Below are 12,903 nucleotides of genomic sequence, written 5' to 3' on the forward strand. Positions count from 1 at the left end.
AGAATAGAAAACCAGGGAAATAAATAGGGGAAAAAGCGCGAATAGCGGCTTTTCCCTTTTTTGTATGTCTATAGTCATCCCTGAAGAAAAGGGATCGATTTGCGGTAGGAAGTTGGAATGAGCGGATGTCGCAAATTTCAGGAAAATGGTATACTCTAAGATATAATCCTATGGATATAAATAACTATAGTTCAATATAAACAGCCTGACTTTTTTATTCGCAATTACGGCTGAACGGATCGCGTCCTTAGCTACTTCGCTGGCGCAGATCGGAAGCGCGGTTTTCTCTCGGTAGGGAGTGGTATTCGGGCATGAGGTGATGGCGATACGCCAGGTAGAGCCTGCTTCATCATCCGTCCGGTATCATCCATCAGCGTGTGTACCTGTAGCAGACGATCCAGGCGGTGTATACGTTGGAGGTAAGCTTGCCAATCCACATACTGTAATCATGACGAGCAAAGATGATATCATCAGGCACAAGGAGAGAAGACGGAATGAACGGACGCATAGTGGACCGATTAACTTTTTTGGGTACCGGAGATGCGATGGGGGTTCCCCGCGTATATTGTGATTGTGAGGTGTGCGAGGAAGCACGTAGTGGAGGTAGTAACCGTAGACTGCGTTCCTCAGTACTCATCGAAGGTACAGGTGGCGATTTCCTGATGGATTGCGGGCCTGACTGGCGATTGCAAATGGAAATGATCAATCGACGTGCTGATATTACCGATATTGTGATTACACATGCCCATTTTGATCATATTGGTGGGCTACCGGAATGGGCAGATGCCTGTCGCTGGCAAAATAAGCAGGGACGTGTGTTTGCACCACAGGAAGTGCTTGATCTGATCCTGCGCCAATTTCCATGGATAAGTCGTCATCTGGAAATGATCGCCAATGACGATGGCATGATTTTGAGCGGCTGGAAGCTAACGCCGTGGAAGGTGAATCACGGGCACAATGGGTATTCCTACGCGTATCGTCTGGAAAAGCAGGATTTTAGCTGGGTATATTGCCCGGATGCGATTGGTCTGACGGAGGAGCAAAAGCGTCCGTTGGATCGACTGGATCTACTCGTGCTCGGTACGACCTTTGTCCATGAGCAAGCAGAATATGAGACACGCTCGGTGTATGATATGCATGAAGCAGCGGTTTTAATCGATGAGTTTTCCCCGATTCAGACGATCTTTACTCATATGTCGCATGATGTGGACATACGGAAAAGTCTACCTTTACCGACAGGTGCAACACCTGCACGTACAGGGATGACCGTGGATCTGGGTAATTATTCTGCACTGCTGCCTGAGGAATAATAGGAATACGTACAGTACTATACTACAGCATATGCTAGCTCACGTTATGGCATTCAATTCCCTACTCGATATGGATAAAAGCCGAGGCTGGTCATGGATTGGCTTCGGTTTGGAACCGGGGAACGGAATGCTATATTCTTATATACATGAAGTATTAAGCTACATAGCAATGGAATAGATATAACATGAACCGCTATCTAATGATAACGGTTTCTTTGTGTTTTTCGGATGATTATTTGTATCAAACGACTTAATTTTAGCTATTTTTAGTCGGATTACGTAGGATTATGTAGTCCGAACTTAGGATTATAAAAAATGTCATTATTCCTTACAACATAATCCTAATAAATGGCTATTTTGTACATATGAAAGGAGGAGTAGGATGATAACCTTCCATGAAGTTAACAAATTTTATGGTAATTTTCAGGTGTTAACTGGAATCAATCTCCATGTCAAACCAGGCGAGGTGGTGGTTGTGCTTGGTCCCTCCGGTTCGGGAAAAAGTACGATGCTCCGCTGTATCAATCGTTTGGAAGAAACGAGCAGTGGTCAGCTTACGGTCAACGGAGTTCGCGTCGATGATCGCAAAACCGATCTGAACAAGCTACGTCGCAATATCGGCATGGTGTTTCAGCATTTCAATCTATACCCGCACAAAAAGGTCATCGACAATATCACCCTTGCTCCAATCAAAGCGCTCGGTGTCTCCAAATCCGAAGCCCATCAAACCGCCATGCACTATCTGGAAAAGGTCGGTATTGCTGACAAAGCACAATCCTATCCATCCCAGCTCTCCGGTGGACAACAGCAGCGCGTTGCGATCGCACGCGGACTGGCAATGAAGCCACAAATTATGCTATTTGACGAACCCACCTCCGCACTCGACCCGGAAATGGTCGGCGAGGTACTCGACGTTATGAAAACACTCGCTCGCGAAGGCATGACCATGGTCGTCGTCACCCACGAAATGGGCTTCGCCCGTGAGGTAGCCGACCGCGTCGTCTTTATGGATCAAGGTAAAATCATCGAAGAAGCACCACCCGAACAATTCTTCTCTGCCCCACGCGAAGAGCGCGCTCAGCTATTTTTAAGCCGCTTGCTCAATCATTAAATGATATAGTGATGCACAGAACGGAGGGAAGGAATAAGAGGAAAGGATGATTTTTGAGCACGGGAATCTACATTTTACTCTTACTCCGTAGATTCCTGTGCGAGACGAGAGTCCGTCCCCTTATTCCTTCCCGGAGTGGTCGTCATCCTAAAACAAAATTCCAAATGAAAAGGGGAACTACGATGATGAACAAAAAGAGATTTTCATTACTGCTCGTATGTATGATCGCACTGGTAACCGTGCTTGGAGCATGTAGCACGACAACCGCTCCAAGCGCAAGCAATGGTGCAGGTGGAACGGATAGTGCCAGCTCACAGCTAGATCAGATCAAGCAACGTGGCAAGCTAATCGTAGGTGTGAAGTACGATACAAAGCTGTTTGGTTTAAAAGACCCGTCGAGCGGTAATGTCGAAGGGTTTGACGTGGATATGGCACATGCGCTCGCTAAAAGTATTCTGGGCGACGAAAGTAAGGTGGAGCTGAAAGAGGTTACTTCCAAAACACGTATCCCTATGCTGAACAATGGCGATATCGATATGGTTATCGCGACCATGACGATTACAGATGAGCGTAAAAAGGAAGTCGACTTCTCAGATGTCTATTTCCAGGCGGGTCAATCGCTGCTTGTGAAAAAGGGCAGCCCAATCAAAGGTATTGAGGACGTAACAGCAGATACAACGATTCTGGCAGCAAAAGGTGCAACCTCGATCAAAAATATTGAAGAAAAGGTGCCTAACGTGAAGGTGCTTGAATATGATAACTACCAGGATGCTTTCAACGCACTCAAGGCAGGTCAGGGTGATGCGCTGACTACGGATGATGCAATTCTGTACGGTATGGCTGCACAGGACCCGAACTATGAGGTGGTTGGAAAACCATTTACAGATGAGCCTTACGGCATTGCTGTGAAAAAAGGTCAAACCGCACTCGTGGAAGCGATCAATAAAGGTCTGACCGATATGAAGGCAGACGGTTCGTACAATGAGTTGTACAAAAAATGGATCGGTAAAGAGCCTGAAAGCAAATAATTGACCGCTTCAACATCGAAGCGATCTGGCGCTGGTAGACCAGTTGATGAGAAAAGGTGGGCCAGTTGTGCCCATCTTTTTCATTCCTAACCGAAACAGACGTTAAAGCGAAAACAATCTATAGGATACGAGTCCGAAGTAAAGCTGAAGGAGGGATGCTGGATGATCGATTTTTCGATTCTAGTTAATTATTTCCCCTATTATATCGAAGGTTTTCTGAATACGATTCTGGCAAGTGTGCTGGCGCTGATTGGGAGCTTTGTGCTGGGTTCGATTCTAGCGGTATTCCGAATTACAGGTGTGAAGCCGCTGCAATGGATCGGTACAGCATATGTTGAATTTGTACGAAATATACCGCTGCTGCTCATCGTATTCTTTTTCTGGTATGCTTTGCCGACATTTGGCATGCGACTGGATGGATTTCAAGCAGGAACCGTTGGGTTGACGATCTATACGGCTGCTTTTATTGCGGAAGCGATTCGTGCAGGTATTCTCTCTGTACCTAAGGGGCAAATGGAAGCGGCACGTTCGTCAGGCATGACCTATGTACAGGCGATGCTACATGTCGTTTTACCGCAGGCGATCAAGCTCGTCATTCCGCCGCTGAGTAACCAATTTATTAACCTGATCAAAAACTCCTCTGTGCTGACTGTCGTTGCAGGTCTGGATCTGATGTACTTTGCGGATAAGGTCAATGGGGATAGCTATGCAACGGTGAGTGCGTATGTATTTGCTGGCTTGTTCTATCTCGTGCTGACTTTGCCGATGAGCTACGGTTCTCATGTGCTGGAGCGTCGACTGGCGAAAAGCTCATAACTCGCAACATAGGAGGCTATTTTCTCCGATCATTGCTATCTGTGAAGTATTTGTACTGATCGTGCTGATGAATAGTGCTCCAGCTACCGAGCAACCGGAATGAGGACACAGAAAGAAGGAGGAGTATTATGGATTTTGCAGGAGCTTATTCAGCTGATAATTTGCGCTTTCTGATGGAAGGGCTGAAAATGACATTATACATCGCTTTCTGGGCGATTCTGCTGAGCTTTGTGATCGGCTGTATTATTGGAGTCATTCGTTATATGCAGGTGCCTGTCGTTTCACAGATTCTGGCGGTGATCGTGGAAGTGCTAAGGAATCTGCCGCTGCTGCTGATTATCTTTTTCGTGCAGTTTGCGATTCCGCAAATCAATGTGTTCGGCTTGCAGTTCAAGTTTACCGTTCCAGCAGGTGCGATCATTGCACTGACACTGTTTGAAGCGGCGATGATCTCGGAGGTCGTACGTGCCGGTCTGAAGTCGATTCCGAAGGGACAGGTCGAAGCCGCACGCTCGTCTGGTCTTGGCTCGATTCAGGCATTATGGCATATCGTACTGCCACAGGGCCTGCGCCGGATGGTACCCCCACTGGTGAGTCAGTTTATCTCACTACTCAAGGATACGTCACTGGCGGTTATCGTTGCACTGGCAGAGCTGATGCATAATGCACAGATTATTATCGGTCAAAGTCCGAACTATTCGATTCCGATTTTGTTACTTGTCGCCATGATCTATTTTGTTGTAAATTATACATTATCCCTGATCTCTAGACGCCTGGAGACCAGAACTGCCTGATCCTCTCTATTGATATTGATCGACCACCGAATGCTGCTGGTGAGTATACATGGCATGAAGCGAGTAGGTGATCATGTGAAGAACGATGGCAGAAGGCCGGTTTCCGGAAGGAGGCCGGCTTTTGTTGTACAGAGGGGCAAGGTGTTAACAGAAGGGCATTGTATTTTTGCGATCAAAACCGCATGAGAGGGACATTTTATGGTAACATATAAACAATTTCAAAAATCGGCGAGTGTCGTGCTTTCCACATTCCGGAAGCCTGTCGCCCGCTTCCGCCGCAAGGAGGCTGAAGGGCGGATGCCTGCTCTGTTCAGAAACGAAAAAATACAGATGCTTGTTGTGGCGCTTGGTACAGCTGTTGCAGGGGAATTCAAAATTAATCCGGTGCCGGGTGATCTGTTTCGCATTGGACTTGGTGGCAGTGCTTTTTTGTTGTTTTTGTTGTTAATGTCCCGACTTCCGTATATTCGCACAGGCTTGTATACGGCGGTGACGGTAATTGTTTTTCGTATGGTGCTGGATTACGTGTTCGCACCGGATAGCTTTGGCATATGGAGTAGCTTACAGGTGCATACCTCGGGTGGTCTGTATTATCTTACCTTCGCGTTGGGCATGTCGCTTATTCAAGGTCAGATTGAGCGGATGCATCTGCTGTTGCTTGGTGTGGTGGCGACCTGTATTGATTTTAGCTCCAATACGGTGGAAATGGTATCACGCTGGCTGCTTAATGGCTCGGATATTTCCAATCCCGCGACATGGGGCTATATTGCGCTGGTGGCTGCGTTACGTGGATTTTTCGTAACTGGATTGTACAGCAGTATTGCGGTCAGTCAGATTCGAGCGCTATCGCAGGAGCAGAATAAGCGGATGGAACAGATGCTATCGGTGAACTCGGGGCTGTATGGCGAAGTGTTTTATTTGCGCAAGTCGATGGATACGATTGAGCGTGTAACGAGCAGCAGCTATCGGCTCTATATGGATCTAAAGCGCGCAGAACTGAAGGAATTCAGCCAGCGTCAGCTCGGTATTACCCAGGAAATACACGAGGTGAAAAAGGACTCGCAGCGTGTAGCGGCTGGACTGCTCAAGCTATTCGATCAGGAAGCGCAAACGATGCTGGCGATGTCCGAAATTATGGATTATGCCATTCGTGGCAACCGTAAATACGCGGTGATGCTGAAAAAGCAGGCGGTGATCAGCGCCTATCTGGACGATGACTTTGTCACCTCAGATTATATTCCGCTTCTTACCTTGCTGAATAATCTGCTTGCCAATGCGATTGAAGCGCTCGGTCCGAGTGGTTCGATTGAGCTACGAATCGAACAGGAGGCACGCTGGACGGTCATTACGGTATCCGACTCAGGAAAAGGGATTCCAGCCAAAAATCGAGAGACGATCTTTGAGCCTGGCTTTACAACCAAGTTCGGCGAGGGTGGCAGTGCGGCGACTGGTATTGGACTGTCGCATGTACATGATATTATTTCCTCACTTGGCGGCACGATCAAGCTGTACTCTGATGAGCAAAATGCGCCGTGGACAACGATTTTTCGGGTAAAGCTACCAACTGGAGCGCTAAAAAAGGGGGAGTAGTATGGGATTGACTTTTTGTATTGTGGACGATGATCCGGCAACACGAGCGATGCTGGAAAATATTATTCAGGAGAGCCGCCTGGGGGAAGTCACGGGAACGGCACGCGGTGGCGAAGAGGGCGCACGGATCATTATGGAAACACGCCCGGATGTCGTGCTGATCGATTGGCTGATGCCCGATCAGGATGGGCTGGAAACGATTGTACAGCTCAAGCGACAGGGCTTCAATGGGAAATACGTGATGATCTCGCAGATTGAAAATCAAGAAATGGTCGGGGAGGCATACCAGTCGGGGATTGAATTTTTCATCCGTAAGCCGATTAATCGAATCGAGGTCGAATCGGTGTTATCGCGTGTAAGTGAGCATTCCGAGATTCGGCAGTATCTGAATGAACTCAAGTCCTCGCTGTCCAAGCTGGATACGCTCAATCTGTTATCAGCCGATCGTCAGGCAACAGCTTCGGTAAAGCCGCGCAGTGTGAGCGAAGTGGTTCGTCCTATTTATATGAATCTTGGCATTGTGGGCGAAGCAGGCTGTAACGATATTACGGCAATTATGGAGCTACTGCTGGAAAATGGGCAAAGCGGCCCTTTTCCACCACTCAAGCAGCTGTATGAAGGGGTAGCGGCAGGGTACAAAAGCACGCCGCGTGAGATTGACAAGGAAGCCAAAGCAATTGAGCAGCGTATTCGCCGTACAGTCACGACAGCACTGACGCATCTGGCTTCGATTGGTTTGACGGATTACGGAAATCCGAAGTTCGAGCATTATGCGCCACTGTATTTTGATTTTGAGGATATTCGGGCGAAAATGAAAGAGATTGATGAAGAGCGCGATGATGGCAAAAGCAAGGTGAGCATTAAGAAGTTTTTGCAGGTGCTGTATTTGGAGGCGCTGGATCAGATGCAGAGTGCTTGAGCGTAGTGATGGCTTTGCAGGCATGGATTTAGGTTTATGAGTTTAATTTCATAAGCTTAGTTATATACTGGAGCTAGTGTGATCATGTCGGTAAGGAATAAGAAATAAGGAATGAGCGCAGGTAGAATCTGTGAATCGATAGATTAGGATGCAGAATGAATTCTCAGGCTCAGAAAACGTGAAAATCCATCCCAATCAAAGGTTTAATGCTTCTTTACTGTATAATATTGAACTTATATAGAGGAATGTTCTAAAGTATTTAGAAACACGTGCGTAGAAGTACGCACCTAGAAGTATGTATCAAAAAGCATGTATCAAAAAGCATGTATCAAAAAGCATGTATCAAAAAGCATGTATCAAAAAGCATGTATCAAAAAGCACCTTGCAACGAGTATAGGATGATCTGTCCCTTAAATAAAGGAGATGATCCTATACTCGCTGGCAAGGTGCTTTTCAGTATGGCTAATGCCAGAAGCGATTCTTTTTTACCGAATCATAATGAAGCCGGATGGAATTAAACAGAAGCTTCTTCTGGGTTCAGGATGAACTTTTCGATCACTTCTTTGACGCCATCTTCATTGTTGCTAGCTGTGATATAGTTAGCGATCGCTTTGAGTGGTTCGATGGCGTTCCCCATTGCGACACCAAGACCTGCGGCTTCCAGCATTTCGTGATCGTTCCAGGAATCGCCGACAGCGATAGTGTCTTTCAGATCGCAGCCAAAGTGGTTAGCCAGGAATGTGAGTGCAGCACCTTTAGTGCCTTCTTTGTGCATGATTTCCAGGAATTCTGGCTTGGATTTGGTAATGTGTACGCTATCGCCAAGCAGCTCGCGCAGGATCGGTTGCAGCTCATCCAGGAAAGCAGGATCGTCGATGATCAGCATTTTGGGTGTTGGCAGCTCCATCAGCTTAGCGAAGTCAGGCTCGATATAGTATTGGGTACGGTTGAGCGTCGTGTAGTCGATCAGATGCTGGTTCAGCTCGCGAGCATATAGCTTGTCATCGATATACGTTTGCAGATGCAGGTTATGCTCGATGCAGTAGTCATGCAGCTTGCGTGCAGCTTCGACTGGAACATAACGCTCATACAGCACCTTTTCGTCCATCAGGTTTTTGACGAGTGCACCTTGATACGTAATGATCGGCACATTCAGACCCGTTTGGCGAGCAATCGCTTGAGCGGATGCATACGCACGTCCCGTTGCGAGTGTGACTACAGTTCCTTTCGCTACAGCTTGCTCCAGTGCTTGCTGTGTCGCAGGGGTGACTTCCTTGTCGTCATTGATCAGAGTGTCATCGATATCAATCGCAATCAGTTTATACATTAGGGGTACTCTCCTTCTATCCAGTTGATTTTATCTATATGAAAAGGGTTGAAGCTATGATTGTTTAGCGGTGGTAAAAGGGAAGATAGACAATCGTACAGGGAACGGATTTGAGCTTTCCATGCTTGAGCTGTCCTTTGCAGCTTAGTCTTCCAGCAGTACCAGTCCGATAAATTCGTCCAGCTCAATATTGCCAAAATAATGCTTGATGTCCACGCCGCTCATCGCTTCGCGCACGCTAATCTCCTCATAGCGCTTACCACGCAGACGATCCTCGATATCTGCAACATCGCCAATACCGAAAAAGTCGCCGTAAATTTTGATCTCCTGAATGTGACCATCCTTAATATCCATACGAATATCGATGATACCCACCGGGAACTTACGTGTGTGCTTAATGTTGGATGCTGGCGATTGACCATAGTTCCAATCCCAGTTACGATAGCGTTCTGCTGAGATTTCGTGAATTTTGTTCCAGTCTTCTTCAGTCAACACATATTGAGGCACATCGGCTGGCTCTACGCCGAAAATATGACGCAGAATCTCGTCGCGGAACTGCTGCATGCTCAGCGGCTCTTTGAGGAATTCGGATATATTCGCTACGCGGCTGCGTACAGACTTGGTGCTTTTGGATTTGAACTTTTCCGGGTTCACCTTGAGTGCAGATTGCACATTGTCCAGCTCCGAATCGAACATAAGTGTACCGTGGCTGAACATACGTCCGCGCGTGGAGAACTGTGCATTACCAGAGATTTTACGCTCACCGACCTGTAGATCATTGCGTCCAGACAGATCGGCATCTACGCCAAGCTGCTGCAATGCCTCAACAACAGGCTGCGTGAATTTGCGGAAGTTGTGGAAGGACTGTCCGTCATCCTTGGTCAGGAAGCTGAAATTCAGATTACCATGATCGTGATACACTGCACCGCCGCCAGATAGACGACGCACGACATGAATGTGATTTGCTTTTACATATTCGGTATTGATCTCTTCGATCGTATTTTGATGCTTGCCGATAATGATGGATGGCTCATTAATATAAAAGAGCAGGTAGCTATCATCCATTGGCAGATGCTTGAGTACGAATTCTTCTATTGCCAGATTGATGGTCGGGTCATTAATCCCCTGATTATCGATAAAGAGCATAGGGCGTTCCTCCAGTATTATTTACCTTGTACAAAAAGTAAGATATTTTGCTTTCGCAAAAATCACTCTTTCATTGAACCCCGTGTTAGGAAATCGCTAACACTAGAAATGGAAGCATACAGGCGCATAGCCTTCTTACTTATTGTAAACGAAACCGTCAGTAAAACCAATTGAATGTTGCAAAATGACAGTATCATACTATCACCGTCTGTAGAGATAAATTCCATTTCCATCCATAATGTCGTTTTATAGGAAAAAGGGAAGGGTAATAACAACTAACGCTTGCAAAAGGAGGCAAAACATCATGAATGATCAAGCACGAGAATTGCTGAAAAGTAAGCAGGAGAAGAACGAGCACAATCAGGATATGAAAAAGTTTGTAGAAGGTAAGGAGCATGCGCCTGATCTGGAACAGGGAGTGTCCGATCAGAACCAGCCGGATCAGCAAAATCGGATGAAAGATCAGGAGAACCGTATCACCTGATCGAAACACAATATGCAATACATGGGGCGCAGCAGGTGCATCACCATATAGCTTTATCATACAAGGTGGAATCCCCTCCAGCTCAGCAACGAATGTCACTCATTCCAGGATGAGGAGCATGCTGACGGTTGGAGGGGATTTTGTCGTGCAGTATACTCCTATCTATAAAGGCAATTGTAGCTACGATTATTATGCCCTATAATCAGAGGGATTGTATTCGTGTTGACCGAAGGTACTGAATAATGGCAGAGATGCCGCAAAAGGAGACTGTATAATGAACTTCAATTCTTCCCAACTACGCTGGTTGTCCTCAATCGTTATGGCAGCTATGCTATCCGTGTTACTTGCCGCATGCGCTCCAACACAGCCAGCGCCGACAACACAGCAGCCTGCTACCGAAAGCACAGAGTCGAGCAATACTAGCTCATCCTCCAATGCAACAAGCTCGGCTGGCGAGCAGACTACATATCCACTCACGATTAAGGACGCAACAGGCTATGACTTTACATTCAAAGAACAGCCTAAACGCATCGTATCCATCTCTCCAGCGGAGACAGAAGCCCTATTCGCGCTAGGACTGGATCAACAGATTGTTGGTGTATCCGAGTATGACAATTATCCTGAAGGCGTAAAAAGCAAAGCGCGCATCGGCGGTGTGAGTAAGCCAGATGTGGAGGCGGTTGTAGCTTTGCGTCCAGATGTGGTGTTCACTGGTATTTCGTCCAGCGAAGCGCTGGTAAAGGAGCTGCGTGCTGCGGGCATTCCTATTTTCAAAACAACGCCAAAAACGATTGATGATGTGATAAGTAATATCGAGCTGTATGGCAAAATTACGAATCGTCAGGCAGAAGCCAAGCAAGTGACCGATCATATGCGTGAACAGGTGAAAAGTGTGACGGATGCGGTAGCATCGCTAACACCAGAGCAGAAGAAAAAAGTCTATATTGAGTTTTCTCCCGGCTGGACAGTGGGGAAAGGCGAATTCATGGATGAGATGATCACCCTTGCCGGTGGCACGAATATTGCAGGCAATACGACAGGCTGGCATGAGATCAATGAAGAAGCAATCGTTGCCGCTGATCCTGATGTGATCCTGTATTCTAAACAATCGATGGATGCAACAACCAATCAGACGCTCGATCAGATTATTCGCGCTCGTAGTGGCTGGAATAAGATCAAAGCGATTCAAAATAATCAACTGTTCGGCTTGGATGACGATCTGGTGAGCCGTCCGGGTCCACGTGTTACGGATGGTCTGGTCGAGATTGCTCATGCGATCTATCCGAATCTATTCAAGCAATGAGTCGTCAACACGTATGGCCGTTGCTGCTATTTCTCATTTTGCTGGTCATTAGTGTGGTATTGAATACAGGAATCGGTTCGGTATATATTCCGGGCGGTCAGATTACGCGTATTTTGCTGCATCATATTCCCGGTATGCAGCGCTGGATTACACCGGATTGGAGTGAAGCAGCAGAGCAGATTATGCTGAATATTCGCCTGCCACGTGTGATGCTGGCACTGCTCGTAGGAGCAGCACTGGGGCTGGCAGGAGCGGCTTTTCAAGGAGTGCTGCGTAATCCACTTGCTGATCCTTTTACATTAGGGGTGTCATCGGGCTCCTCTGTCGGAGCGGCGGTACTGATTTTTACCGGATATCAATATTCGTTATTTGGCGGCTGGACGCTGCCATTAATTGCTTTTGTCAGTGGAGCGATTACGTTATATATCGTATTGGCACTGGCGCGAGAGCAGGGCAGAATTCCAACGGGAAGCTTGATTTTATCGGGTGTAGTGATGCAGTCATTTCTCGGAGCGATTGTATCGTTTCTAGCATCGATGTCAGAAGGCAGTGTGAATGAGATTATTTTCTGGACGATGGGTAGCCTGAGTCTGCGTGGCTGGCCCTATGTACTGGCAATGCTGCCCTATGTGGTGATCGGTATCGTGCTACTCTGGAGTCAGGCGCGTGCGATGAATGTGCTGTCACTGGGCGAAAGGGAGGCCGCGCATCTGGGAGTTCATGTTGATCGCACGAAGACGGTTGTACTGATCATCGCTACCTTAATTACAGCAGCAGCGGTATCTGTATCCGGTGTAGTCGCCTTTGTCGGCCTGGTCGTTCCACATATGATTCGCTTGCTACTGGGACCCGATTATCGATTATTGATTCCACTATCGGCCATCGGCGGAGGCATCTTTCTCATGTGGGCAGACACAGCGGCACGTACCGTGCTGGCACCTACGGAAATTCCACTTGGTGTGGTGACCGCTTTTGTGGGAGCGCCGTTCTTTGCTTATTTATTACATCGCAGCAAAAAGAAACAGCCCGATATGATGTGACGGTGCTGCTCCTCAGCTAATTTCACTATAAAATG

The 12,903-nt window shown here is 47.2% G+C and carries 13 protein-coding genes; 10 read left to right on the forward strand and 3 right to left on the reverse strand.

Annotated features, from left to right (window positions below; all coding sequences use genetic code 11):
• Nucleotides 1-251 precede the first annotated feature (251 nt).
• The gene (locus IEX62_RS02105) at nucleotides 252-437 is read right to left on the reverse strand and encodes a hypothetical protein (protein WP_188773741.1); all 186 of its coding nucleotides are present in this window, start codon (nucleotides 435-437) and stop codon (nucleotides 252-254) included.
• A 57-nt stretch (nucleotides 438-494) separates the two neighbouring features.
• Between IEX62_RS02105 and IEX62_RS02110 the strand changes: the two genes are divergently transcribed.
• The 7 genes from IEX62_RS02110 to IEX62_RS02140 all read left to right on the forward strand — a co-directional run bounded on the left by IEX62_RS02110 (nucleotide 495) and on the right by IEX62_RS02140 (nucleotide 7,568).
• Nucleotides 495-1,310 carry an MBL fold metallo-hydrolase gene (locus IEX62_RS02110; protein WP_188773742.1) on the forward strand — a complete coding sequence of 272 codons (816 nt, stop codon included), beginning with the start codon at nucleotides 495-497 and terminating at the stop codon, nucleotides 1,308-1,310.
• Between the two features lie 382 nt (nucleotides 1,311-1,692).
• Entirely contained in the window at nucleotides 1,693-2,421 is a 729-nt protein-coding gene (locus tag IEX62_RS02115; protein ID WP_188773743.1) for an amino acid ABC transporter ATP-binding protein, read from the forward strand.
• Between the two features lie 182 nt (nucleotides 2,422-2,603).
• Entirely contained in the window at nucleotides 2,604-3,449 is an 846-nt protein-coding gene (locus tag IEX62_RS02120) for a glutamate ABC transporter substrate-binding protein (RefSeq protein WP_188773744.1), read from the forward strand.
• A 165-nt stretch (nucleotides 3,450-3,614) separates the two neighbouring features.
• Complete coding sequence (locus tag IEX62_RS02125; RefSeq protein ID WP_445376100.1) at nucleotides 3,615-4,265, forward strand: amino acid ABC transporter permease; 651 nt, start codon at nucleotides 3,615-3,617, stop codon at nucleotides 4,263-4,265.
• Between the two features lie 128 nt (nucleotides 4,266-4,393).
• On the forward strand, nucleotides 4,394-5,059 hold the full coding sequence (locus IEX62_RS02130) for an amino acid ABC transporter permease (RefSeq protein ID WP_188773746.1): 666 nt from the start codon (nucleotides 4,394-4,396) through the stop codon (nucleotides 5,057-5,059).
• 198 nt (nucleotides 5,060-5,257) lie between these two features.
• Nucleotides 5,258-6,649: an ATP-binding protein gene (locus IEX62_RS02135; RefSeq protein ID WP_229685559.1), complete on the forward strand. Its 1,392-nt coding sequence runs from the start codon at nucleotides 5,258-5,260 to the stop codon at nucleotides 6,647-6,649.
• Nucleotide 6,650: 1 nt separating this feature from the next.
• Nucleotides 6,651-7,568 carry a response regulator gene (locus IEX62_RS02140; protein WP_188773747.1) on the forward strand — a complete coding sequence of 306 codons (918 nt, stop codon included), beginning with the start codon at nucleotides 6,651-6,653 and terminating at the stop codon, nucleotides 7,566-7,568.
• 514 nt (nucleotides 7,569-8,082) lie between these two features.
• Here the strand turns inward: IEX62_RS02140 and IEX62_RS02145 are convergent.
• Nucleotides 8,083-8,895, reverse strand: a complete 813-nt coding sequence (locus IEX62_RS02145; RefSeq protein ID WP_188773748.1) for a Cof-type HAD-IIB family hydrolase — start codon at nucleotides 8,893-8,895, stop codon at nucleotides 8,083-8,085.
• A gap of 144 nt (nucleotides 8,896-9,039) precedes the next feature.
• Nucleotides 9,040-10,041 carry a lipoate--protein ligase gene (lplA, locus tag IEX62_RS02150; protein WP_188773749.1) on the reverse strand — a complete coding sequence of 334 codons (1,002 nt, stop codon included), beginning with the start codon at nucleotides 10,039-10,041 and terminating at the stop codon, nucleotides 9,040-9,042.
• Between the two features lie 304 nt (nucleotides 10,042-10,345).
• Between lplA and IEX62_RS02155 the strand changes: the two genes are divergently transcribed.
• The 3 genes from IEX62_RS02155 (at nucleotide 10,346) to IEX62_RS02165 (ending at nucleotide 12,868) form a co-directional block, all read left to right on the forward strand.
• The gene (locus tag IEX62_RS02155; protein ID WP_188773750.1) at nucleotides 10,346-10,525 is read left to right on the forward strand and encodes a hypothetical protein; all 180 of its coding nucleotides are present in this window, start codon (nucleotides 10,346-10,348) and stop codon (nucleotides 10,523-10,525) included.
• A 274-nt stretch (nucleotides 10,526-10,799) separates the two neighbouring features.
• Nucleotides 10,800-11,828, forward strand: a complete 1,029-nt coding sequence (locus IEX62_RS02160) for an ABC transporter substrate-binding protein (RefSeq protein ID WP_188773751.1) — start codon at nucleotides 10,800-10,802, stop codon at nucleotides 11,826-11,828.
• On the forward strand, nucleotides 11,825-12,868 hold the full coding sequence (locus IEX62_RS02165) for a FecCD family ABC transporter permease (RefSeq protein WP_188773752.1): 1,044 nt from the start codon (nucleotides 11,825-11,827) through the stop codon (nucleotides 12,866-12,868). Before IEX62_RS02160 ends, IEX62_RS02165 begins: the two co-directional genes overlap by 4 nt.
• Nucleotides 12,869-12,903 lie beyond the last annotated feature (35 nt).

The organism is Paenibacillus hunanensis, assembly GCF_014645615.1.
Classification (GTDB): domain Bacteria; phylum Bacillota; class Bacilli; order Paenibacillales; family Paenibacillaceae; genus Saccharibacillus; species Saccharibacillus hunanensis.